Genomic DNA, 22,854 nt, shown 5'->3' with positions numbered 1-22,854 from the left:
TGCTCTCTTGAGGGGTAAAAACAACTGTATATTATAACAGGTGTTGCAGTTGTGCCAGCTGGCTGATTTCGATATCGGGCAAGGCTTGCAGTTTTCGTGCTTTTTGGCTGTGTTGATTGAGCCAGATAGAACGGTAGCCCGCTTTAGCGGCGCCAGCCACATCAGTCACACAATGGTCACCCACATGGGCTATCTGGTGCGGCGCCAACCCTAATACCTGGCTGGCATATAAATACATATCGGCGGCAGGTTTAGCCTTAAACGCCCCGCCGGCTTTGAGTTCTAATTCAAACACCCCAGCCAAACCAATCTTATCAATATCTACGTTACCGTTGGTAATGGCCACTAAACGATAACGCGTTTTGAGTTTTCGCAGCAATGCCAAGCTTGACTCAGGAACAGTGAAGTCACTACGCACCGCTAAAAATTGCTGGAAAATTTGCTCTGCTAAGCTTTGCGCTTCAGTACTCGGCATACCATGTTCTACAAACGCTAAACTTAGCCAAGCTACCCGACAAGCGCTAACGTCACCCTTTAGTTCAGGGTGCTTTTTAATGATACGGCGTTTGTAACTTTGCCATTGGCTAGTGGTTAAATGTGCAACCGCATGCACCTCAGTTTTTAAATGATTAATTAACCACTGCTCGGCGCGATGAATATAAGGCCAGTTGTCGTATAAGGTATCGTCTAAATCAAAAGATAGCGCCTGAACAGGTGACCAACTTCGGTAAAAAATCATGCTTTAGCTCGCTTAAGATTTACGTTTTGCTCGCGGGTGCGCCGCGTCATAGGTGGTGGCTAGGTGAGCAAAATCAAGATGAGTATACACTTGAGTGGTAGACAAGTTTGCATGGCCTAGCAACTCTTGCACGACACGTAAGTCACCACTGCTTTCAAGCAAGTGAGTAGCAAAAGAGTGGCGTAATTTGTGCGGATGAAGGGTTGCCGTAAGTTGCATTTGTTGTGCCCAATGTTGCAAGCGCTTCTGCACAGTACGGTGGCTAATACGCTGTTGGCGAACACTCACAAACAAGGCGGGTTCTTCTTCATCCATTACCAATAAACGACGCTGCTTAAGCCAATGTTTTAAAGCTATTGCGGCCTTACCGCCAAAAGGCACCCAGCGCTGCTTGTTACCTTTACCGGTAACAATAATTTGCTGCTGTTCAAAATTGATGTCTGTAACATTTAAGTCCACCAACTCGGCCAATCGAATGCCACTGGCATAGAGCAGCTCCATCATCGCCAAATCGCGGCTGCTTACCAAGTCGTCACCTTCCATCGATAACAATTGATTAAGCGAGTCTACATCTAGGTTCTTAGGTAAGGGTTTGCTTTGTTTCGGCGCAGCGACACCAGCAACGGGGTTAAGACTTACCTTTTGTTGCTGCAGTAAATAATTAAAGAAACTCCGTAAGGCTGAGAGCTTATTCGCCATAGAACGGGCCGACAAACCGCTGGTTTTAAGTTTGAGTAAAACACTTCTGATATGCGCGGTTTCTACTTGCTGCCAAGCCTGGCAACCTAAACCATTAAGATGTTTAAGCTGTTGTAATAAGCTACGTTGGTAGGAGCTAATAGTGGCAGGGCTATAACGTCGCTCCACCTCTAAATAATGGAGAAACAGCTCTATATCATCCTGCATGGGAAGCCTTTATTGCTCAGCGTTTAACGGAACAAGGCGCAATAGCAAACTGTTAATCACTTGGCATAACTGGGTTAGCAGTAAGCTGTCCATACCAGCCACATAGTGGTCGGCGTCACGACTAGCGGCAATAAAAAAGCCGAGTTCAGCGTTAATACCCAGAGGCATCAATGCTACCGAAGCAATGTCGTCAGTATTATCAAATAATACCGCTAACTCACCCTTAGACATACGGCCAAAATAATGCGGTTGCTGGCTAAGACGAGTGACTCTGATTCGCTCGATTTGCTCATGCTCTAAACCGTATTCTTCTGGCAATTCTTCAAGATTGAACAACTTTTGGCTTAAGCGCATTGATACACACTCGACACCTAAGTCATCCACTAAAGCGCGACTTAAACGGTGTTGTAATTCGGCAAAAGAATCACAGGCCATTAAGTCAGGTAGCAGATCAACGTAGACGTGATAAATGCGCTCATTGAGACTAGCGACGGTCATAAGATCAGTAATTTCTTGTTCTAAACTGAGTACTTTATCGCGCAAGCGTTGTACTTGTAGTTCAACTAACGATACCGCACCTTTTTCTTTGTGCGGTAAACGTAGCTGTTTAATTAAACTGGGATGGCGGGCAAAAAAATCGGGGTTGTCGAGCAAGAACTCGACCACCAAGCTTTCATCTATTAACAGCGGTTGCGAAAGATCGAACTCACTCATATATGCACCTGACCATCAAAAACCATTGTAGCTGGGCCGGTCATTTTCACCGGTTTACCTTCGCCAGCCCATTGAATTTGTAAACGCCCACCGGGCAAATCTACATTCACTGTCTCGGCAAGCTTGCCTTGTTGGCGACCCACCACCATAGCGGCACATGCACCCGTGCCACAAGCAAGGGTTTCGCCTACACCGCGTTCAAATACCCGCAGCTTAATATTTTTATCATCGATTATTTGGCTAAAACCCACGTTAACTTTTTGCGGGAAGCGATCATGTTTCTCTAAGCTTTTACCTAAGGTTTCTAATGGCGCTTGGCTAACATCATCAACTTCAAGTACGCAATGCGGGTTGCCCATAGACACTACACCCGCAAATACCGTTTGTTCATCATTACGAAGAATATAGGTTTTTTCGGCCTTTTTAGCACGAAACGGGACTTTACTCGGTTCAAACTCCGGCACGCCCATGTTAACGGTCACTTGTCCGTCATTCTCTACGTGCAAAACGATGTTGCCAGACTTGGTGCTTACCCCAATATTGCGTTTATTGGTTAGCCCTTTGTTCACTACAAAGCGGGCAAAGCAACGTGCGCCATTACCGCATTGTTCTACTTCACTGCCATCGGCATTAAAAATACGGTAATGAAAATCTAGATCAGGGTCGTAGGGCGGCTCCACTACCAAAAATTGATCGAAGCCAATACCAAAGTTGCGATCAGCCAAGCGACTAATCACTTCTTGGTTAAAAAACACATTTTGGGTGACATTGTCGATAACCACAAAGTCGTTCCCCAAGCCGTGCATTTTAGTAAAGTTTACTAACATTGGCTTATCCTTCAGGCAGCAGCGTTTCGCCGGCCCAAAGAGACACTAAAGGTTCACGTTTGCGTACCAAGTGAGCTTTTTCGCCATCTACCATTATCTCAGCCGCTCGGCAGCGAGAGTTATAGTTAGAGCTCATAGTAAAGCCATATGCTCCTGCTGAACGTACCGCAATATAATCGCCTTGCTCAATCGCCAACTCGCGGTCTTTACCTAAAAAGTCACCGGTTTCACACACAGGGCCTACAACATCATAATTGGCGCTGCTTAACTCTGGTCGCTTTATCACTGGCACAATACGCTGCCACGCGCTGTATAAGGCTGGACGTAATAAATCGTTCATTGCGGCATCAACAATGGCGAAATTTTTACTTTCCGACATTTTCAAAAACTCGACTTTTGATACCAAAATGCCAGCATTAGCCATAATCGCGCGGCCCGGTTCGAACAATAATTTCAGTTTACGTTCGCCTAATCGCTCAGCTAATGCACTCGCGTATTCGGCAGGTTCTGGCGGTGTTTCATCATCGTAGTTCACACCCAAGCCGCCACCCACATCGAGGTGCTCGATAACAATGCCTTGTTCGGCAAGTTGATCGATTAAAGCCAGTAACTTATCAATCGCCTCTACAAAAGGCGCTATCTCGGTAAGTTGTGAGCCGATATGGCAATCTAAGCCCACTACATTCAAGCCTTTAAGGCTAGTGGCATAAGCATAAGCTTGTGGAGCGCGCTCAATCGCGATCCCAAATTTGTTTTCTTTAAGGCCAGTAGAGATATAAGGATGCGTACCCGCGTCAATATCAGGGTTAATGCGCAGAGAAATGGGCGCTACTTTACCTAAGCGTTGAGCAACACTGCTAATGCGATCGAGCTCAGGCTCAGACTCAACATTAAAACAGTAAATACCGTGATTAAGCGCATCGGCTATTTCGGCTTCGGTTTTTGCTACGCCAGAAAACACCACTTTAGCCGGATCACCGCCTGCTTCTATCACCCGTGCGAGTTCACCACCCGAGACAATATCAAAGCCCGAGCCCATAAGCGCCATCACGTTTAACACAGCCAAATTGGAGTTGGCTTTAACGGCATAACAGATCAAATGTGGACGCTCACCAGCGGCATTGTCAAAGGCTTTCCAATGACGTTCGATGGTGGCACGAGAATATACGTACAGAGGCGTACCGTGGGTATGTGCTAAATCAGCTACCGAGCATTGTTCAGCGTTTAACTGCTCGTTTTGATAACTAAAAAAATCCAATGATCTGTCCTTTATTGTGTTGCGTTGCTTACTCGCTTGGAGTTACTTGCTCGGGGGCGCTCTCTGGCGCGGCTTGCGGGTGAGTAAGCGGTCCTTTTTGACCGCAGGCACTAAGCCCGATGCTAAGCAAAATAACGGCGATTGCTTGTTTGTTCATGATTAAGCCATGATTCTTTTTTGAATGCCCTCTATAATCCGCATTCGAAGCAAGAAAAGCAATAGGATAGGATGATTGTGATGAATGATAGCCAATATCACCAAATGGTAGACCAAGCCTTTGAACGTATCGAACAAACCATGGACAGTGACGACTTCGATATTGAGTGTGATGTTAACGGCGGGGTACTTAATTTAGAGTTCGAAAACCGCAGTAAAATGGTGATAAACAAACAAGAGCCTTTGCATCAGCTTTGGTTAGCCACTAAGTTTGGTGGTTTCCATTTCGAATGGCATGAAACTGAACAGCAGTGGATATGTAATAGAAGTGGCGTGGAATTTTGGTCGTTTTTGGTGGAATCAATCACCAAGCAAAGTGGCGAACAGTTAAGCTTTGATTAAGCGCTAGCTACTGCGGTAAGACTCAACTTGCCATTGGCCTTCGATAGCAACAATGTCGTAGAACTGTGGCAAGTTAAAGTTTATTACTTCATGGCGAGTACCATATTGCTCACGTGAAGAGGTGTAGAAGCGATTAATGCCCTGCACCAACTCTTCTTTACTGCCTTCAAAGTCTTGATACATTTCAATGCGGTTGTGCTCATCTACGATATAGATGTTAAAACCATTTTCTAGATTCTCGAAGAAATACTGCACTAAGCCTTCACTGGCATGCGCTTCTACAACATTAGGCACTTTTTTAGTATTGCCGGCATTTAACTGCAAGGGCAAGCGCTGTAACTTATTATTAGAAAGCTGGCGGTAAAACTCTACGCCGTTCTCCAGTTTCTTAACCGATACACCGCGGTCTTCAATAAACAAACCGTATTTGTCGCTGCCCAATACAATGGTTTTAACAATGCGTTTATCTAAAGGTTGTAAGCGGCTTTTTATACTCTCTACCAACAACTGCTTAAAGTTAGCGCCAATTTGTTCGCGTAGGTTTTCGGCATAACAAAATACATCGATATGCTCAGGGATATTAGCGTCACGGTGCATTTTGCCCAAAATAGTAGTCAATGCATCTACCACGGCGCTATCACCGGAAAAATGCAGAGTCCGAATTTCATTCCAAGTATTGCGATACACTAAATCTACCGAGCCAACTAAACAATCTGAGTCGCGGCCAAAGCTAAATACATCGGTAGAGATAGCATCAAACTCAATCACCTTACCGCCCCAGTTGGAGGTAGGATCTTTCTCTAAATTGATAAAGACACCCAAGTGACGAATTTCGCAGGGGCGAGTGAGAGCTAAGTTACTGGCGGCATCTACGTTCACCGGAAAGGCACGGCGTAAATCTTCGGCAAATTGGTTTAAGGTTTCGAGATGTAAGTCGCCATTATGTCGATGCAAACTCAGTTGAGTTTGGTCGGTTTTAAGCTGATTGAAATAGCTCCACGCCACCAATTTAGACACATAAGTAGCATGTTCTAAGGGCGGTTGACCAACAATGGCTAAACCCGTTAATGGCTGCTTGTAGATATACCAGCCTTCAGCTGTGCTACGGCCTTTTTCTACATGAATAAAGCTTAAGTTTGGTTCAGATAAATCAGGTGATATCTGCGGGTTAATCAGCGTGACTTTGCCCGGCAAGCTTTCAAATGCCGCATATAACTTACGCGACAATATACCAATGTCTTCCGGGTTGATGGATTCACTAATATCGTTACGACGCGCAAAACGAATCAAGTTTCGATAGCTCAACATTAAGGCGTCGAGTAATTCACTGTGCGCTTGGCGTACGTCTTGTACCTTCCAGGCTCTACGTAAATTAAGGTGCTCAATTTTTTGTTGAGGCCATTTCCACTGTTTTACAAGCTTCGCCATAAAACGCTGTTGCCAAGTCAGCGAGCGAACATCTAACAAGTCACTCGGCAGAGGGCTACATTCGCAATTTTTTAGATAAAAGCAGCGACGCACCAAATCGAGTCGCGCGTGATCTTCTATCGACTCAAGATACTGGGTCACTTTGCTCAGCATTAAGTAATAGGCATCTTGCTCTAAGCCAAACTCTTGGCCCTGTTGCATTAAGCGCTTGGCTTCTACCGCCAGTAAACTCGGTTTTGGATAATCGGCCGAGTAGGCTTCCATTAACATGGTTTTAAGCACCGCTTTGTACGGGGAATCAATACCCTTGTACAACTGCCACAAACCCGAGCCAAAATACTCTTCAGCAGGAATGGTGTCTAAGCCACCTAAATCTAACCATTGCTCATGGTTAAATACGCCTAACTCAAACTGCTGTTGTACAAAGCTATCGTAGCTTTGCTCTAACTCACTAGGCACTGCAAACCATACCAACTGCTTACCCGCAAGCGGCAAGGCGGTACGGTAAAACTCGTCGAGCAATAATAAATGTTGGGCACTGCCGCAATTATCTTTAGATAACTCGCTAATTGAGCCCGTTTTAAACTGATTTTCTTCTACCATGAAGAAATTCAGCTCTACCCCTTGGTGGGCAGCCCAAGAGCTAATTTGCTCACATTTTTCGGTAAGTAAGGCCACTCGCTCGCAGGCGAGCTCGGTATCGTGACATACCCAAATATCTAAATCAGAAGATTCGGTTTGTCCTACCGTGGCCGTGCTGCCCATAGAGTAAAGGCCCAAAATCTCGCATTGTTTAGGCTGCTCAGGGCTACACAAAAAGTGTTGTTGCAAATAGATAGCATGACGAGCACTAGGCTCAAACTGGCATACACCGCTGGGTACGTCACCTTCAATAAATCCAGGTATGCAAGGGTGCGAATAATGCAACATCGATGGCAGCAGTTCAAAAACCTGCTGCACAGCGGCAGGCATGGTTTGTAATGCCAGCTGCTTACGGTGTTGATTAGTTCGAGTAGCCTTCTCCAGTAGAGAGGCAATAGTATCTTGCAAAGTTTGGGCTACCTGGCGCTCTAAGCGTTATTATTGAATGTAATTTAGATATCACTAAAGTGTGATCATCTTAACAGTTAGTATAATAGTGGTAAACAGATACGCACACTTTTAGTGCGTATATTTTATACAAACTAGAAACACTAAGACCTAAGCTAAAACAAAGTTTTACTTAATAGCTGGCTGGTAATGCCTACTTGGGCAAAAAACTAACTGGTGATACTATCCGATGACCAAATAAAGAGGTAAGTGTCTGTGAAGAAAGTGAGAATTGCGACTCGCAAGAGTCCATTAGCTATGTGGCAAGCCCATTTTGTAAAGGCCGAATTAGAACGCCATCATCCAGATCTCATCGTAGAACTGCTTCCCATGAGTACCCGCGGTGACAAAATCCTCGACACGCCGTTAGCAAAAATTGGCGGCAAAGGGCTATTCATTAAAGAACTCGAAGTGGCAATGTTAGAAGATCTTGCCGATATTGCGGTACATTCGATGAAAGATGTACCGATGGAATTCCCCGAAGGTTTAGGTTTGCACTGCATTTGTGAACGCGAAGATCCTCGCGATGCCTTTGTAAGTAATCGATACTCAAATATTGATGCCTTGCCACAAGGCGCAGTAGTGGGAACCTCAAGCCTACGTCGCCAATGCCAACTAAAAGCCCAGCGCCCAGACATAACCATTAAAGATTTACGTGGTAACGTGAATACTCGCCTGGCCAAATTAGATGCTGGCGAATTCGATGCCATTATTCTCGCCAGTGCAGGCTTGCTGCGTTTAGAAATGGCTGAACGCATTCGTACTTTTATAGCACCCGAGCAAATACTACCTGCAGGCGGCCAAGGTGCAGTGGGAATTGAATGTAGAAGCAACGATCAAACCTTACTGGAATTGCTTAAACCTTTAAACCATAACGCGACCGCAGCACGAGTAGCAGCAGAGCGCGCCATGAACCGTCGCCTAGAAGGTGGATGCCAAGTTCCTATTGGCTGTTACGCCGAACTAGAAGGAGAGCAACTGTTTGTACGTGGCTTAGTCGGGGCAGTTGATGGCTCTAAAGTAATAGAAAAGCAAATTCGCGGTGCCAGTAGTGATGCTGAACAGCTAGGCTTGAACTTGGCTGAGCAATTATTGGATGCCGGCGCTGCGCCTATTTTACAGGCGGTTTATCAACAGCAGTAAGAGGATTATTGGTGCAGATACTTGTTACGCGGCCTCAGCCGCATAATCAACGTTGTGTAACAGCGCTAGAGGCGAAAGGCTTTAGCGTGAGTGCTGCGCCAATGCTTGAAATTAAACCAAGCGATGAACTCACTTCACTGATACCGCGATTAGAACACGCTACGCCTTCCACGCTTATTATTGCGGTGAGCCAATACGCTGTAGAATCATGCCAGCACCACCTCCAACAGCAAGGCCGTATTTGGCCAAGCCATTGCCAGTATTTAGCAGTAGGTAAAGCGACAGCTGAATGCTGGCAACAATATGGGGTAAACGCCTTAGTCCCCAACCGCCAAGATAGCGAAGGCATGCTGCAGCTCATCGAATCTCAACTGAATGGCATTCAACATGCGCATATTTTGCGTGGCCAACACGGCCGAGAGTGGCTCGCTGAACAGCTGCAAAGGCAGCAAATTACCGTTAATTATCTCACCTGTTATCAACGCCATTTGCTCAATTATTCTTGGCAACAACTTGAACAATGGCGGTCACAGATCAACACTATTGTGGCTACTAGTGGTGAAATATTGAAACACCTAACTACCCTTATGAGTAAGTCACAGCAGTTGACTTGGCTTAAACAGACCACATTGTTGGTGCCGAGTGAGCGTTTGCTTGAGTATGCTAAAAGTTTGGGTTTTATGCACATAGTGTTGTGCGACGGCGCATCAGATAAGGCTTGTATCGACGCTTTGGCGCGAATACAGTCATCTGCAAGGAATGAAAATGACCAAAAATAAACAATCAGATAGTCAAACAAAGGCTACCAATCCTAGCGATTCTAAGAGTGCTACAGAAACAACCACTGCCAACGAGCCAGCTGCCAGTGCCCCTGTCCAAAATAAACAACCAGCCGCTAAAACCGATAAAACGGCAAAGATTTTAGCCATTGTGGCGATTATTCTCAGTGTCAGTATCGCCATTGGTTTGTACTGGCATGGCCACCAATTTAGAGAGCATGCTGATACTCAACTACAACTCTTGAAAACTAGCCTGCAAGCCAAAGAACAAAACTTACTGAGTGCGCAAACCAACAACAAAAACCAACTCACTAACATTGAACAACAAGTGAGTGGCCAAAATCAGGCCATGGCGGCCTTAAAAGCCCAGTTAGAACTTACCGAACAGAATCGCAAAACCATCGAGCGTCAATTGGCGCTATTGAATATTAAAGACGCCAACCACTGGCGACTAAACGAAGCCAGCTACCTACTGCAATTAGCAGCCAATAAACTGTGGCTAGAACAAGATCCCGCCACCGCCATCGCTTTGTTGCTAGAAGCCGATAACAGTATTAATAATGCAGACGACCCACATTTACTGCCGTTACGCCGAGCAATAAACAATGATGTGCAATTACTAAAAGGGGTGCCTTTAGTCGACAAAGAAGGTATCGCGTTTAGACTAGAAAGCATTTTGCAACAAGCTGAAAGCCTACAGTTGGCCGAGATTGAATTACCCGAGGTGGTAGAGCAACAAGACAATGACTTAAGTGCAGATAGTGCAGACTGGCAAGACAACCTAAGCAAAAGCTGGCGCAAATTTAGCGAAAACTTTATCACAGTACGCCGCCGTGATGGCCAAGTTGAAGCCTTAATTGAGCCTCAACATGCTTGGTATTTAAAAGAGAACCTTAAGCTACAACTACAGCAAGCCGAACAAGCTCTATTCCGCTCACAGGGCGAACTGTTTAAAGCCAAGTTGCAACGAGCCGAGCAATGGGTGAGTGAGTTCTTTATTCAAAATACCCAAGCCCAAGCGATGGTTGAAGATTTAAAACAGCTCCAACAATTAGATATTGTAGATAAGCTACCCGAACAATTAAGTAGCTTAGGCGCTGCCGAACAAGCGATTAAAGAACGCCAACAACGGTTAATACCTTCACTTGAAGGAGCCGAGTAATGTTTAAAATTCTGATTCTTCTAGTCTGTATAGCCATAGGCCTAGCCCTTGGCCCACAGCTAGCGGGTAACAAAGGCTACGTACTGATTGCCTTTGATAACTACACCATAGAAATGTCGGTCACCAGCGCGTTATTCCTAAGCTTTATTTGCTTTTGTGTATTGCTGCTGAGTTTATGGCTAGCCCGCTGGTTATGGCTAAGCTTTTCACGCAGTGGAGCATGGTGGGGACATCGCCGTAAGCAAAAAGCGATTAATCATACGCAGCAAGGCATGCTAGCGATGATGCGCGGTGATTATCAGCACGCTGAAAAGCTGGTAAGTAAAGCCGCTACGTATAGTGATGCGCCAGCGCTAAACTACTTAACGGCTGCAGAAGCGGCCCAAGAACAAGGGCAAGATAAAAAGCGTGATAAGTATTTAGAGCAAGCTACTCGACTTACCAATAACGATTCTGCGGTGTTAATTACTCAAGCACGCTTACAACTTAAACAGCAAAATTACAGTGCTGCGCTATCCAGTATTGAGCAGCTACCGCACGACAATTTGAAACAAGCAGCAATCAAGCGCATGCAAATGAGCATATTCCCCGCCCTGGGTTTATGGCAGCGTTATATCGATTTGTTACCGTTAGCAAACAAGGCGGGGTTAATCGATAACCAGCACTACCAAAGTGAGTTATCTGAAGCTTATAAGAGTTTATTCTTAGAGTTGGCCAATAGCCAAGGCTCTGATGCGGTAGCGACTCACTGGAATGGCATGCCGCGTAAGCAAAAGAAACAAATGACGATTGCCGCCGCCGCTTGCCGCGCCTTGATTACCTCGGGAGACAATGCAGCCGCTTACCAACTGCTGGGGGATTTGTTAAATCGACATGCTGATATTGAATTACTTGAAGTGGCAGCTGAGTTGAAATTAAGCGATCCTCACCCACTGTTGCAGCAGTTAACGGGCTTAATCCGCAAACACCCGAATAATGCCGACTTGCAGTGTTTGATTGGTCAATTACACAGCCAGCAACAACAATGGAGCGAAGCTAAAGAGCGCTTTGAACAAAGCATAAAGCTAGCACCAAACAGCCAGTGTTACCAAGGCTTAGCGGAAGTACACAGACAGTTAGACGAGCCAGAGCAGGCGATTCACTACTATCGCCAAGCTCTAAGCAACTAATCCTTAGTGCTAAATTAAGATCAAAAATGGCGAGCTCAGCTCGCCATTTTTATGTCAATTAACGCAGCCTTGCTTAAATAAATTCGTAAGCATCGCCATGCAGCTGAGCAAGTGGTAGACCTTGCTTGGTAAAGGCTGTACGCGCTACATCAGCCATTTCAAAACGACCAGCAATATAGACTTCCAAGCCACTCATATCAGCAAAATCTTCTAACACCGCTTCGTGCACTAAACCTTTTTTACCGGTCCACTGTGGCATAGCCTGCTCAAGTACCGGCACAAACTTAACTTGGTCTAGCTCTTCCCACTGATAAGCTAACTCGTGCAAATACAGCCCGCCTAAGTTACGGCCGCCCCAGTACAAGTAGATCTCTCGATCTTGCTCTGAATCGATAATATGTTCAATGATGGATTTGGCGTAAGAGAAGCCCGTTCCACCCACCATAATCAAAATCGGACGCTGACTCTCTTCATCAAAACCAGCATGACCAAATGGCATTTCAACTTCAATTTCGCCACTAGCTTGTAGCTTATCAATAACTTGACGAGCATAAGGGTTGCCCTCTGGCGCACCAATATGCAGCTCAAAAACATCACCTTGCTCAGGTGAACTAGCAAGCGAGAACGGACGTTTATCGTCTTCCGCCATAACAATTTGCAAGTATTGACCCGCCACAAAGCTTTCGCTTTCTTGTGGCTGTAACTCAACATTAAAAATGTCATCTAAAATCGGCGAGACCGATGCAACCTTACAACTAATGCGCTTCATACTTTCACCCTTCTAAACTTACACTCAAATCTGATTTTGCACTGGCTAAGCAAGCAACAAACCATCCTTCGGCTTGTTCTCTTTCACTTAACATTGGCGCCATTCCTTGGTAATCAATTTCGCCTGAAGTACGTCGTGCTAAGCAACTGCAACATCCGCCCTGCTGACAACGATAAGGCCAGCTAATACCGTGAGACAAAGCCGCTTGTAAAATAGTTTGTTGCGGCTCTACAGTAAAAACTTTACCTGCAATACTAACCCGATAACAATTGGCCACTAGTCTATGCCCAATTGCGCCCAAATACTATCTACTCGCTGTTTCACTTCTGGCGCCATTTCAATTACTTCGCCCCATTCACGGTTAGTTTCACCCGGCCATTTATTAGTCGCATCCATTCCCATTTTTGAGCCCAAGCCTGATACAGGAGAGGCAAAATCTAGGTAATCAATGGGTGTATGGTCGATCAATGTAGTATCGCGCGATGGGTCCATACGAGTGGTGATAGCCCATATTACATCCTGCCAAGAGCGCGCGTTGATATCATCATCACAAACAATCACAAACTTGGTATACATAAACTGTCTAAGGAAAGACCATACACCTAACATCACCCGTTTGGCATGCCCTGGATATTGCTTTTTAATGGTGACAACGGCCATCCGGTATGAGCAACCTTCTGGCGGCAAGTAAAAATCAACAATCTCTGGAAACTGCTTTTGCAAAATAGGCACAAACACTTCGTTTAACGCTACCCCAAGCACAGCGGGCTCATCTGGCGGACGACCGGTATAAGTACTGTGGTAAATAGGGTCTTTTCGCATGGTAATGTGAGTAATGGTAAATACCGGAAACTCATCCACTTCGTTGTAATAACCGGTGTGGTCACCATAAGGGCCTTCTGGCGCTGTTTCATTAGGCTCTAAATAGCCTTCGAGTACAATCTCGGCACTAGCCGGAACTTCTAAATCATTGCTAATACATTGCACTGTTTCGGTTCTGCCGCCACGTAACAGACCTGCAAAAGCATATTCTGATAAGGTATCAGGCACTGGTGTTACCGCGCCTAATATAGTGGCAGGATCAGCCCCTAAGGCCACTGAAACCGGGTACGGTTTACCCGAGTTCAACTCTTGAAACTCGCGAAAATCGATGGCCCCGCCACGATGTGATAACCAGCGCATAATGAGTTTATTTTTAGCTAACTTCTGTTGGCGATAAATCCCTAAGTTTTGGCGTTTTTTATAAGGGCCACGAGTAATGGTTAAACCCCAAGTCACCAAAGGCGCCACATCGCCTGGCCAACAGTGTTGAATCGGCAACTTATCTAAATCAACCTCGCCACCGGTCCAAACAATTTCTTGGCAAGGCGCAGAACGCAGTTTTTTGGTGGGCATATTGAGAACTTGCTTAAAGATAGGCAGCTTTTCCCACAGTTCTTTCAAACCTTTGGGTGGCTCGGGCTCTTTTAAGTAAGACAGCCAAGTGCCGACTTCGCGTAGCGCTGCAACTGATTCTTGCCCCATCCCTAGTGCAACCCGCTCTGGCGTACCAAATAGGTTTCCTAACACCGGCATGCTATGGCCTTTCACATTTTCAAACAGCAGCGCTGGGCCGCCTGCTTTAAGGGTGCGGTCACATATTTCTGTCATCTCTAACTCGGTAGAGACTTCAAGGCTAATTCGCTTAAGCTCACCACGCTGCTCTAGCAAATCAATAAAATCTCTTAAGTCTTTATATTTCATTCCAATAACCTAATGATAGAACCCTAATGACTATTGAGACTGCATCTCAATCATTACCATGGCAGCCAACTCTTGATGTTCTGACTCTCGAAACTGCGCCAATATAAACTGTGCCGCTGGCGGATAATGCCGCCCTAAACGGGCGATAGCGCTATAAGAAAAATACAATAATTCGGGATTGTTTGCTGCGCCTTGCAACAAGCTAAATGCGCGCTCTGGCGGTAATTGTTGAACCAACCACTCTAACAAAGACACGCTGTACTGATCCATGGGTAAACTTAAGACTTCAGCAATCGCCTCATCGCTTCCAATACCCACCGCCAAAGACACCCTGACGTTGTTATCGGGAAAATACAAACGGTTTGGCATATGCTGTTTAACGTATTGCAGCTGCTCAACATTAAGTTGCGAAAATGCCCGTATTAGATCTAACTGTTGAGCTAATAGTAAGGGATTATTTTTACGGAAAATGAGCGACCATGAAAAATCATCTCGCAGCAACTCACTAAGATAAGTTTGCGAACGTTCGGCTGAGGTTTTATTTAAAATAAGGCTGCGTGCTAAAGCTGGGTAATCAAACGTGGGCCTAATCACCTCGTAACCATCAATCACCGCTGCTTGTCTAATTTTAGGGCGCTCAGAAGCTAACTCTAATAACCAGTTTTTTAGGGTTTGATCGGGAATATGGTTGTTTTGGTGTAGATATAGCAAACTTTCAAACAACAGTGCTTCGCGGTCTTCGGGGCGTAAGTAGGGCAGTAAATCAATAATCCAAGCGGGTTGATTCTGCATTAGCGTATCAACACTGCGTTGCAGGATCATCAATGGAACATCTTGGTAAAGCGGTTGGGAAAGAGGATTAGGACCTTGCTGCTCAGCATGAACAGATAATTGAAAAAATAGCCCTAGAACTAGCAGTAAACGTTTCATCATCCAAAATGACACTGGCCGAATTAACGGCCAGTTTTTTGTTTATTTCTTCTGTGCTTTCATCGCATTAAAGAATTCGTCATTGGTTTTGGTCATTGCCAATTTATCAATTAAGAATTCCATTGCGCCAGTTTCGTCCATTGGGTGAACAATCTTGCGTAAGATCCACATTTTCTGTAGTTCTTCGGCACTGGTAAGCAACTCTTCACGACGAGTACCTGAACGGTTAATGTCGATGGCAGGGTAAACACGTTTTTCTGCAATTTTACGGCTTAAGTGCAGCTCCATGTTACCGGTACCTTTAAACTCTTCGTAAATCACTTCGTCCATTTTAGAACCAGTATCTACAAGAGCAGTAGCAATAATAGTTAAACTGCCACCTTCTTCAACATTTCGAGCCGCACCAAAGAATCGCTTCGGACGGTGCAATGCGTTCGCGTCTACACCACCGGTTAGTACCTTGCCTGAAGAAGGAATAACGGTGTTATAAGCACGCGCTAATCGAGTGATTGAATCAAGCAAGATGATCACATCTTTTTTGTGCTCAACTAGACGCTTAGCTTTTTCAATAACCATTTCGGCTACTTGAACGTGGCGACTCGCTGGCTCATCAAAGGTAGAAGCAATAACTTCACCGCGAACCAAACGTTGCATCTCGGTCACTTCTTCTGGGCGCTCATCGATTAGCAATACAATCAATTCACACTCAGGGTGATTAAATGCCACGTTTTGTGCAATGTTTTGCAGCAACATGGTTTTACCCGCTTTAGGCGGAGCAACAATCAAACCACGCTGGCCTCTACCAATAGGAGAAGCTAAATCCAATACACGGGCAGTGATATCTTCCGTAGAACCATTACCACGCTCCATACGCAAACGGTCGTTAGCGTGTAGCGGCGTTAAGTTTTCAAATAAGATTTTATTGCGCGAGTTTTCTGGTTTGTCGTGGTTAACAATGCCGATTTTCAGTAAGGCAAAATAACGTTCACCTTCTTTTGGCGGACGAATCTTACCTTCTACCGTGTCTCCGGTACGCAGGTTGAAACGACGTATTTGACTTGGGGAAACGTAAATATCGTCGGGGCCCGCTAAGTAAGAGCTGTCAGCGCTACGCAAAAAGCCGAAGCCATCTTGTAAGATTTCCAGCACACCATGACCAAAAATGGCTTCGCCGCTTTTCGCGTGAGCCTTTAAGATCGAGAAGATAATATCTTGCTTACGTAATCGGGCCAGATTTTCTAAGCCCATTGATTCGCCTAGCGTAATCAGATCATGGACCGGGGTATTTTTTAGCTCAGTTAAATTCATAATGGTGAGTATTCAATTTTTATCGAAAGTAGGCTGACAGCAGCGTGAGTTAGGTAAAGTGGAGATGCTTACTCGACTGTTTAGTCGGCCAAGGGATAGCCTTTAATAACGGGCGTAGGAAAAATTCGAAAATAAAATTAGCACTAATGTGGAGAAAGATCCAGCAAAAGCAGGCAACGAATGTCGACCTGCTCACAATGTTACTATAGGTTCTCGTCCAAAAACGCAGTTAACTGTGCTTTTGATAAGGCGCCAACCTTAGTTGCGGCTACCTTGCCGTCTTTAAATAACAACAAAGTAGGAATACCGCGAATACCAAACTTAGGTGGTGTGCCTGCGTTTTGGTCGATGTTTAGTTTACCAACGACAACTTTACCGTCATATTCGTTAGCCACTTCATCTAGGATAGGTGCGATCATTTTGCACGGTCCACACCATTCAGCCCAGAAATCAACTAGTACTGGTGTGCTTGAATTAAGTACGTCTGCGTCGAAACTGTCGTCGCTTAGCTGAACTAACTTGTCGCTCATTTATTACTCCAAATATTCTATGCTATCTATATAGATAATTTACCTGACTATTTGAAAACATCCGACCAATGAATGCAAGCCCAAGCTCATTCCAAGGGAATCTAAGCTACTACCAATTAACATAAGTGACTTACGCGCGCATTTAACAAAGAATGCGTGCTGGTAGTGCCACTTAGCTGTGATATGCTTACGCAATGAGCAAAACACATTTAACTGAACTACGATTTGCCGAGTTAGGACTGCAAGATAAGGTATTAGAAGCCTTAGAGCAGCACGGCTATCACAATTGCACCCCGATCCAAGCCCAAAGCCTACCTATTTTAACCAAAGGTAAAGATATTGCAGGCCAAGCTCAAACCGGTACGGGGAAAACCTTAGCTTTTTTAGTTGCCACGTTTAATCACCTGCTAATTACAGCAGCTCCTGAAACGCGCCAACAAAATCAACCTCGAGCATTAATACTTGCTCCGACTCGCGAGCTGGCGATTCAAATTCATAATGATGCCCGCCTACTAGCGAAAGCAACAGATTTAAAACTGGGTTTAGTTTATGGTGGCGAAGGTTATGCTAGCCAACGTGCCACGTTAGATGAAGGCGTAGATATTCTGATCGGTACTACCGGTAGAATGATTGATTACTTCAAACAAGGTGCGTTTAGCCTTAATAGTGTACAAGCTTTAGTGCTTGATGAAGCCGATCGCATGTTCGATTTAGGCTTTATTAAAGATATTCGCTATTTAATGCGCCGCATGCCAGAACCTAAACTTCGCTTAAACATGCTGTTCTCTGCCACCTTATCTTTCAAAGTGAAAGAGCTTGCGTTCGAACACATGAACGAGCCGGAGCACGTGATTGTTGAACCGGAACAAATGACTGGAGCGCGCATTCAAGAAGAGCTATTTTACCCCTCTAACGATGACAAAATGGCGCTGTTGCAAACGCTTATTGAAGAAGAATGGCCAGAGCGCGCGATTATTTTCGCCAATACCAAACACCGTTGTGAAGATATTTGGGGGCATTTAAGTGCCGACAAACACCGCGTTGGTTTATTAACCGGTGATATACCGCAGCGCAAACGTGTGCAAATTTTAGAACAATTTACTGATGGTAAGATAGACGTACTAGTGGCCACCGATGTTGCGGCTCGTGGTTTACATATTCCTTCGGTAACTCACGTATTTAACTACGATCTACCTGACGATGCAGAAGACTATGTTCACCGTATTGGCCGTACTGGTCGTGCTGGTGCTAGCGGTCACGCCATTAGCCTAGCCTGTGAAGAATATGTATTTAACTTGCCCGCGATTGAAGAGTACATTAAACATCCGGTGCCTGTTAGCCAATACGATAGCGAAGCATTGATGCGTGATTTGCCAAAAGCACAACGTATTCATCGCGCTAAAAACACCAATAGCCGTAGTGGTAACCGTAGCAATAGTCGCGGTAACAGTGGTCATTCTAATCAGCGTCGCCACCGCCATTAAACACTAAGCACAAGGAATACAGTGTCTAAAGTTTCACCCCTTTATGCAGCCATTGATTTAGGTTCCAACAGCTTCCACATGTTAATCGTGCGGGAGTTGAGTGGTAGCGTGCAAACCATTGCTAAAGTGAAACGTAAAGTGCGTTTAGCAGCAGGTTTAGATGCCGACGACAAACTCGACCATGCTGCCATGGTAAGAGGTTGGCAATGTTTAAGCCTGTTTGCTGAGCAACTACAAGATATTCCGGAAGCACAAATAAAAATAGTGGCCACCGCAACCTTACGCCGCGCCACTAATGCCGATGCTTTTCTAGTCCAAGCCGAAAAAATCCTCAATCATAAAATTCACATCATTAGCGGCGAAACCGAAGCTAAAATTATCTATCGTGGTGTAGCCCATACTAGTAGCGGCAGCGGTAAGCGTTTAGTGATTGATATTGGTGGAGCCAGCACCGAGTTAGTTGTGGGTGAGCAAAGCGAAACCTTATTGCTGAACAGCTTAGATATGGGTTGTGTAACCTGGCTAAAGCGTTTTTTCCAGACAGGACTAAACGATGCAAACTTTGAAGTAGCGATCGATGCAGCCAAACAAGTCATTGATCCGGTACTCAGTGACTACCGCCGCCTAGGTTGGCAGTCTAGCTTAGGGGCATCGGGCACTATTCAAGCCCTACTAGAGATTATAACTGCCCAAGGTTTAGACGAGCGAATCACCTACTCAAAGCTGAAAACCATACAGCAGCAAGTTGTCGCTTGCGGCAACTTAGATAAACTTGATATTCAGGGCTTAGCCGAAGAACGTAAACCGGTATTTGCTTCGGGTTTAGCAATCATTATTGCGCTATTCGAAAGTTTACAAATTGAAGGCTTAATTCTCGCTGGCGGAGCATTACGCGAGGGTTTGGTGTACGGCTTATTAAGCCAGAAAGAAACCAGCAGCGTAAGGGCACGTACCGCCGAGAGCTTTGTAAAACGCCATCGCATTGATAAGCAACATGCAGAGCGAGTTGCTCAATGTGCGCTAGGCATGGCCCAGCAAATTAGCCCCGGTTTAAGCAATCGCGCCTTAAGTTTGTTGAAGTGGGCATCAATGTTTCACGAAGTAGGTTTGAACATTGAATTCAAAAAAGCGCCGCAACACGCTGCCTATATTATTGATCACTCTGACCTACCCGGCTTTACCAGCGCTCAAAAACACTTTGTCTCTAGTTTGTTGCTAAATCAGCGAGGAGATTGGCAAGCTGAATTGCTCGCCCAGCAACATGCTTTGAAAAAGCCCGAAGCCTTAGTGCTCGCGCGCCTATTGCGCATTGCCATTATCGTATGCATGCGCCGCACTCAAGGTAGCGTGCCTAAAATTACTGTGCTGCAGGCTGAAAATGACTGGCAACTATGCTTCCCGCCAACATGGAACGAACAGCATCCATTGCGGGCGGCCGAGTTGGAACATGAAGCGAAAGTACAAAGCCAAGCAGGCTTTCCGCTAGCGATTATCGAGGCGCTTTGTTAAACGCCTATTTTGGGGTGGTTAATTCAATCACTACCCGTTTGCGATAGTTAAGTAAATCGAAGTCTTCTCGCCAATACTCCTCAATGAGCTTATCTAACAATCCGCTGTCTTCTGCTTTTTTTAAGGCTTCTTCGATGATTGGCGCAAGCTCTGGCTCTGAGCTACTCACGTAGAACTGAAAATCACGTTGATACTGCAAAACTAAATAGGGCTCTATGGCTAAGTAAGGGTGCTGCAGAGAGTCGTTAACAATCTCGGTAAATCCCCTAGAGAAGTAATCAATTCCTCGTTTATGATTTGCCACCATTTTGTATAAACGGCGCCACTCTCCGTCTACTTCCACAGTTTTTAGTTGGTTAGCTTGCCATACCTTTACATCAAACCAGTTTTTACCAAAACCACCGGTTTTATTAAGATCTCTAAATTCCTCTAAACTTCGTACAAAACGATAAGCATCAACCTCAGAACGAGGAACCAATAACAAGCGGTGGCCAATTAAACCGTTGGTTAAGCCCATATTAATAGCAACCAGGCTTGGATCTTGATTACGCTCTTCAGACGCCAACAACCAGACAAGGCTTAGTTGGCCATTACGCAACATTGACTCTGCGCGCTTTTGCGGCAAATTAGATGAAGGCACATCAATCACCGGTGTATGACCCGCTTCAATAAGCGCTTGCTCAAGTAACTCATGGTAATAAATGTGTGAATCGTCTGAATATGCAGGTAGGCGTAATTCAACAGTAGCAGCGTATGCCTGAGCAGAGACCAAACATAAACCTGCCAAAAATTTCCACATAGCGTCTCTCCCTAGAGGCCGATGGCTTAATCACTAACACTGGCATTAAGCACTAATCTAACAGTAGCTCAAAATCACTACTTCTTGCTCAGCGAGTGAACAAAAAATAATTAATACCTCAAAGGTTTAGTGATTTAGTTCAGTTCGACAGCAATCAACCTAGTTAAAGTATGCTTTTATTCGCTAGCACTGCGCTAATATTGACCTTAGCGGACTAGGCTGGCAAACTGCGCCCGCGAGCAGTCAACATTTCGCTGGCTGCCATAAAAACGTGTTACCACTGTGCTATTTAAGTCGAGGAGAATACAATGCCACAACCGCAAGTTGCCATCATCATGGGTTCAAAAAGTGATTGGCCAACAATGGAAAACGCCGCCCAAGTTCTAGAACAATTAGGCGTTGAATTTGAGGTTGAAGTGGTTAGCGCTCACCGTACTCCCGACAAGCTTATGGAATTTTCAGCTAACGCAGCTGACCGCGGCATTAAGGTTATTATTGGCGGCGCAGGCGGCGCAGCACATTTACCCGGTATGGTCGCCTCAAAAACGCGCTTACCAGTGCTAGGTGTTCCCGTTCAAAGCAAAGCTTTAAATGGCATGGACAGCTTGTTATCAATTGCCCAAATGCCTAAAGGTGTAGCAGTTGGTACCTTGGCTATTGGCACCGCAGGTGCTTACAACGCAGGTTTGTTTGCCGCTCAAATTTTAGCGACGACCAATGCAGAGTTAGCCGAGCGCATTGAACATTTTCGCACCACGCAAACTGAAACCGTGTTAGCCCACCCAGATCCACGAGTAGCCGAGTAAGTTAGGTGAGTACAATGAACAAAATTTGGATCTTAGGCGCTGGCCAACTTGGTGCCATGTTGAAGCATGCTGCCCAGCCGCTCAACATAGAAGTTTGCCCAATTGAAACCGATGAGACAGGCACTTTTGCTATCGCCGACAACGACATTATCACCGTTGAGCGCGAGCACTGGCCGGTAACATCGGCGACTGAGCAACTAACTCAACACCCGCGCTTTCTAAATGGCCCAGCCTTAGCCCAATTGGCCGACCGCGCAAGCCAGAAAAAACTGCTCGACTCCCTAGGCCTTGCCACAGCGCCTTGGGTAGATGTTAAACAAAAACACAGTGCCGAGCACTTATTTGCCGAGCTTGGCGAACGAGTGTTGTTAAAGCAGCGCTCTGGTGGTTACGATGGTAAAGGCCAGCACTGGCTAAAACAGCAAGGTAACGCAGAGCAACGTGCTATTCCTCAAGACTGGCTCGACCATTGTATTGCTGAGCAAGCCATCAATTTTGATGAAGAAGTATCACTAATTGGAATGCGCCACGCTAACGGCGACACAGCGTTTTACCCACTGGCCATTAACCAGCACCACGAGGGTATTCTGCTAGCCACGGTTTCTCCAGTAGCCAGCAAAGCGCGGCTTCAGAGCCAAGCCGAAGCCATGCTTGGTAAACTAATGGATGGACTCGATTATGTGGGTGTAATGACCATGGAGTGTTTCCAGGTTGGCGATCAACTGCTGATTAATGAAATTGCTCCACGGGTTCACAATAGTGGCCATTGGACCCAAGCGGGTTCAAGCTTAAGCCAATTTGAAGCACATATTCGCGCAGTGGCCGATTTACCTTTAGTACAACCACTAGTGAAAACCCAAAGCGTTATGCTTAACCTTATTGGGGTAGATTTTAACAAGCAATGGTTAAGTGTGCCTGGCATAGAAGTGTTTTGGTACGGCAAAGACGTACGCCCAGGACGTAAAGTAGGGCATATCAACATTAGCATTGCCAACAGAAGCCAGCTGCTTGCAAGCTTAGCGCAGCTAGAACCTTTAATGACACCGGTTTATGCCGACGCCATTGAATGGTTGATCAAGCACCTAGACTAGCAATACAGCAGCGGTGTAGCTAGCTTTACACCGCTGCCTATTTTGTTGGTGATAAAACGGCGACGATTTAAGCTGTTTCACATTAGTTTCATTTGAAGTCTTTTAAAATAAGC

23 protein-coding genes are annotated in these 22,854 nt (G+C 45.5%); 9 read left to right on the top strand and 14 right to left on the bottom strand.

Going from position 1 to position 22,854, the window contains the following annotated elements; all coding sequences use genetic code 11:
• Positions 1–31: 31 nt before the first annotated feature.
• The 6 genes from FFR00_RS16280 to FFR00_RS16255 are packed head-to-tail and all read right to left on the bottom strand — an operon-like array spanning position 32 to position 4,601.
• On the bottom strand, positions 32–739 hold the full coding sequence (locus tag FFR00_RS16280; protein WP_137674473.1) for an HAD-IA family hydrolase: 708 nt from the start codon (positions 737–739) through the stop codon (positions 32–34).
• A 12-nt stretch (positions 740–751) separates the two neighbouring features.
• A complete protein-coding gene (gene xerC, locus FFR00_RS16275) occupies positions 752–1,645 on the bottom strand; it encodes a tyrosine recombinase XerC (protein WP_137674472.1) in 894 nt (297 codons plus the stop codon).
• A gap of 9 nt (positions 1,646–1,654) precedes the next feature.
• A complete protein-coding gene (locus FFR00_RS16270; protein ID WP_137674471.1) occupies positions 1,655–2,359 on the bottom strand; it encodes a DUF484 family protein in 705 nt (234 codons plus the stop codon).
• Positions 2,356–3,186 carry a diaminopimelate epimerase gene (gene dapF / locus FFR00_RS16265; protein ID WP_137674470.1) on the bottom strand — a complete coding sequence of 277 codons (831 nt, stop codon included), beginning with the start codon at positions 3,184–3,186 and terminating at the stop codon, positions 2,356–2,358. The genes FFR00_RS16270 and dapF overlap by 4 nt, the downstream gene beginning before the upstream one ends.
• 4 nt (positions 3,187–3,190) lie before the next feature.
• Entirely contained in the window at positions 3,191–4,444 is a 1,254-nt protein-coding gene (gene lysA / locus FFR00_RS16260; protein WP_137674469.1) for a diaminopimelate decarboxylase, read from the bottom strand.
• Positions 4,445–4,472: 28 nt separating this feature from the next.
• Entirely contained in the window at positions 4,473–4,601 is a 129-nt protein-coding gene (locus tag FFR00_RS16255) for a lipoprotein (RefSeq protein WP_137674468.1), read from the bottom strand.
• A gap of 80 nt (positions 4,602–4,681) precedes the next feature.
• On the opposite strand from FFR00_RS16255, the gene cyaY reads away from it, so the two are divergent.
• A complete protein-coding gene (gene cyaY, locus FFR00_RS16250; protein WP_174235967.1) occupies positions 4,682–5,002 on the top strand; it encodes an iron donor protein CyaY in 321 nt (106 codons plus the stop codon).
• A 3-nt stretch (positions 5,003–5,005) separates the two neighbouring features.
• Here the strand turns inward: cyaY and FFR00_RS16245 are convergent, their stop codons facing one another.
• Positions 5,006–7,480, bottom strand: a complete 2,475-nt coding sequence (locus FFR00_RS16245) for a class I adenylate cyclase (RefSeq protein WP_137674466.1) — start codon at positions 7,478–7,480, stop codon at positions 5,006–5,008.
• Positions 7,481–7,729: 249 nt separating this feature from the next.
• Between FFR00_RS16245 and hemC the strand changes: the two genes are divergently transcribed.
• From hemC to FFR00_RS16225, 4 genes are read left to right on the top strand one after another with little or no spacing between them, the layout of a single operon-like run.
• On the top strand, positions 7,730–8,662 hold the full coding sequence (gene hemC, locus FFR00_RS16240; RefSeq protein WP_137674465.1) for a hydroxymethylbilane synthase: 933 nt from the start codon (positions 7,730–7,732) through the stop codon (positions 8,660–8,662).
• 11 nt (positions 8,663–8,673) lie between these two features.
• Positions 8,674–9,441, top strand: coding sequence for a uroporphyrinogen-III synthase (locus tag FFR00_RS16235; RefSeq protein ID WP_161985192.1), 768 nt, complete (start codon positions 8,674–8,676; stop codon positions 9,439–9,441).
• Positions 9,428–10,603 (top strand): uroporphyrinogen-III C-methyltransferase, encoded by a 1,176-nt coding sequence (locus FFR00_RS16230; RefSeq protein WP_161985191.1) that lies wholly within the window; start codon positions 9,428–9,430, stop codon positions 10,601–10,603. The genes FFR00_RS16235 and FFR00_RS16230 overlap by 14 nt, the downstream gene beginning before the upstream one ends.
• Positions 10,603–11,772 carry a heme biosynthesis HemY N-terminal domain-containing protein gene (locus FFR00_RS16225; RefSeq protein ID WP_137674462.1) on the top strand — a complete coding sequence of 390 codons (1,170 nt, stop codon included), beginning with the start codon at positions 10,603–10,605 and terminating at the stop codon, positions 11,770–11,772. Before FFR00_RS16230 ends, FFR00_RS16225 begins: the two co-directional genes overlap by 1 nt.
• A 73-nt stretch (positions 11,773–11,845) precedes the next feature.
• On the opposite strand, the gene fre is transcribed toward FFR00_RS16225, so the two are convergent.
• From fre to trxA, 6 genes are all read right to left on the bottom strand, one after another.
• Positions 11,846–12,541, bottom strand: coding sequence for an NAD(P)H-flavin reductase (gene fre / locus FFR00_RS16220; RefSeq protein ID WP_137674461.1), 696 nt, complete (start codon positions 12,539–12,541; stop codon positions 11,846–11,848).
• 4 nt (positions 12,542–12,545) lie between these two features.
• Positions 12,546–12,818, bottom strand: a complete 273-nt coding sequence (locus tag FFR00_RS16215) for a 2Fe-2S iron-sulfur cluster-binding protein (RefSeq protein WP_201798760.1) — start codon at positions 12,816–12,818, stop codon at positions 12,546–12,548.
• Positions 12,818–14,284, bottom strand: a complete 1,467-nt coding sequence (ubiD, locus tag FFR00_RS16210; protein ID WP_137674460.1) for a 4-hydroxy-3-polyprenylbenzoate decarboxylase — start codon at positions 14,282–14,284, stop codon at positions 12,818–12,820. The genes FFR00_RS16215 and ubiD overlap by 1 nt, the downstream gene beginning before the upstream one ends.
• Before the next feature lie 30 nt (positions 14,285–14,314).
• The gene (locus FFR00_RS16205) at positions 14,315–15,217 is read right to left on the bottom strand and encodes a hypothetical protein (protein WP_137674459.1); all 903 of its coding nucleotides are present in this window, start codon (positions 15,215–15,217) and stop codon (positions 14,315–14,317) included.
• Between the two features lie 39 nt (positions 15,218–15,256).
• Positions 15,257–16,522: a transcription termination factor Rho gene (gene rho / locus FFR00_RS16200; RefSeq protein WP_137674458.1), complete on the bottom strand. Its 1,266-nt coding sequence runs from the start codon at positions 16,520–16,522 to the stop codon at positions 15,257–15,259.
• Positions 16,523–16,725: 203 nt separating this feature from the next.
• A complete protein-coding gene (gene trxA, locus FFR00_RS16195; RefSeq protein WP_137674457.1) occupies positions 16,726–17,052 on the bottom strand; it encodes a thioredoxin TrxA in 327 nt (108 codons plus the stop codon).
• Positions 17,053–17,246: 194 nt separating this feature from the next.
• Between trxA and rhlB the strand changes: the two genes are divergently transcribed.
• Together rhlB and gppA are read left to right on the top strand one after the other, a co-directional pair.
• Positions 17,247–18,536, top strand: coding sequence for an ATP-dependent RNA helicase RhlB (rhlB, locus tag FFR00_RS16190; RefSeq protein ID WP_137674456.1), 1,290 nt, complete (start codon positions 17,247–17,249; stop codon positions 18,534–18,536).
• Between the two features lie 21 nt (positions 18,537–18,557).
• Complete coding sequence (gppA, locus tag FFR00_RS16185; protein ID WP_137674455.1) at positions 18,558–20,045, top strand: guanosine-5'-triphosphate,3'-diphosphate diphosphatase; 1,488 nt, start codon at positions 18,558–18,560, stop codon at positions 20,043–20,045.
• Between the two features lie 4 nt (positions 20,046–20,049).
• On the opposite strand, the gene FFR00_RS16180 is transcribed toward gppA, so the two are convergent.
• Positions 20,050–20,844: a hypothetical protein gene (locus tag FFR00_RS16180; protein WP_137674454.1), complete on the bottom strand. Its 795-nt coding sequence runs from the start codon at positions 20,842–20,844 to the stop codon at positions 20,050–20,052.
• A gap of 308 nt (positions 20,845–21,152) precedes the next feature.
• Between FFR00_RS16180 and purE the strand changes: the two genes are divergently transcribed.
• Complete coding sequence (gene purE / locus FFR00_RS16175; RefSeq protein WP_137674453.1) at positions 21,153–21,650, top strand: 5-(carboxyamino)imidazole ribonucleotide mutase; 498 nt, start codon at positions 21,153–21,155, stop codon at positions 21,648–21,650.
• Positions 21,651–21,664: 14 nt separating this feature from the next.
• Complete coding sequence (gene purK / locus FFR00_RS16170) at positions 21,665–22,741, top strand: 5-(carboxyamino)imidazole ribonucleotide synthase (RefSeq protein WP_137674452.1); 1,077 nt, start codon at positions 21,665–21,667, stop codon at positions 22,739–22,741.
• The last annotated feature ends 113 nt before the right edge of the window (positions 22,742–22,854 follow it).

The organism is Agarivorans sp. Toyoura001, from assembly GCF_005405585.1.
GTDB lineage: Bacteria > Pseudomonadota > Gammaproteobacteria > Enterobacterales > Celerinatantimonadaceae > Agarivorans.
The sequence above is the reverse complement of the archived record's forward strand: the minus strand, read 5'-3'. Positions and strand labels throughout refer to the sequence as shown.

Bases quoted from the DNA above. Each gene is read 5' to 3' on its own strand.
- FFR00_RS16280 (WP_137674473.1), bottom strand. From the start codon at position 739: ATGATTTTTTACCGAAGTTGGTCACCTGTTCAGGCGCTATCTTTTGAT.
- xerC (WP_137674472.1), bottom strand. From the start codon at position 1,645: ATGCAGGATGATATAGAGCTGTTTCTCCATTATTTAGAGGTGGAGCGA.
- FFR00_RS16270 (WP_137674471.1), bottom strand. From the start codon at position 2,359: ATGAGTGAGTTCGATCTTTCGCAACCGCTGTTAATAGATGAAAGCTTG.
- dapF (WP_137674470.1), bottom strand. From the start codon at position 3,186: ATGTTAGTAAACTTTACTAAAATGCACGGCTTGGGGAACGACTTTGTG.
- FFR00_RS16255 (WP_137674468.1), bottom strand. From the start codon at position 4,601: ATGAACAAACAAGCAATCGCCGTTATTTTGCTTAGCATCGGGCTTAGT.
- cyaY (WP_174235967.1), top strand. From the start codon at position 4,682: ATGAATGATAGCCAATATCACCAAATGGTAGACCAAGCCTTTGAACGT.
- FFR00_RS16230 (WP_161985191.1), top strand. From the start codon at position 9,428: ATGACCAAAAATAAACAATCAGATAGTCAAACAAAGGCTACCAATCCT.
- FFR00_RS16225 (WP_137674462.1), top strand. From the start codon at position 10,603: ATGTTTAAAATTCTGATTCTTCTAGTCTGTATAGCCATAGGCCTAGCC.
- fre (WP_137674461.1), bottom strand. From the start codon at position 12,541: ATGAAGCGCATTAGTTGTAAGGTTGCATCGGTCTCGCCGATTTTAGAT.
- ubiD (WP_137674460.1), bottom strand. From the start codon at position 14,284: ATGAAATATAAAGACTTAAGAGATTTTATTGATTTGCTAGAGCAGCGT.
- FFR00_RS16205 (WP_137674459.1), bottom strand. From the start codon at position 15,217: ATGATGAAACGTTTACTGCTAGTTCTAGGGCTATTTTTTCAATTATCT.
- rho (WP_137674458.1), bottom strand. From the start codon at position 16,522: ATGAATTTAACTGAGCTAAAAAATACCCCGGTCCATGATCTGATTACG.
- trxA (WP_137674457.1), bottom strand. From the start codon at position 17,052: ATGAGCGACAAGTTAGTTCAGCTAAGCGACGACAGTTTCGACGCAGAC.
- rhlB (WP_137674456.1), top strand. From the start codon at position 17,247: ATGAGCAAAACACATTTAACTGAACTACGATTTGCCGAGTTAGGACTG.
- FFR00_RS16180 (WP_137674454.1), bottom strand. From the start codon at position 20,844: ATGTGGAAATTTTTGGCAGGTTTATGTTTGGTCTCTGCTCAGGCATAC.
- purE (WP_137674453.1), top strand. From the start codon at position 21,153: ATGCCACAACCGCAAGTTGCCATCATCATGGGTTCAAAAAGTGATTGG.
- purK (WP_137674452.1), top strand. From the start codon at position 21,665: ATGAACAAAATTTGGATCTTAGGCGCTGGCCAACTTGGTGCCATGTTG.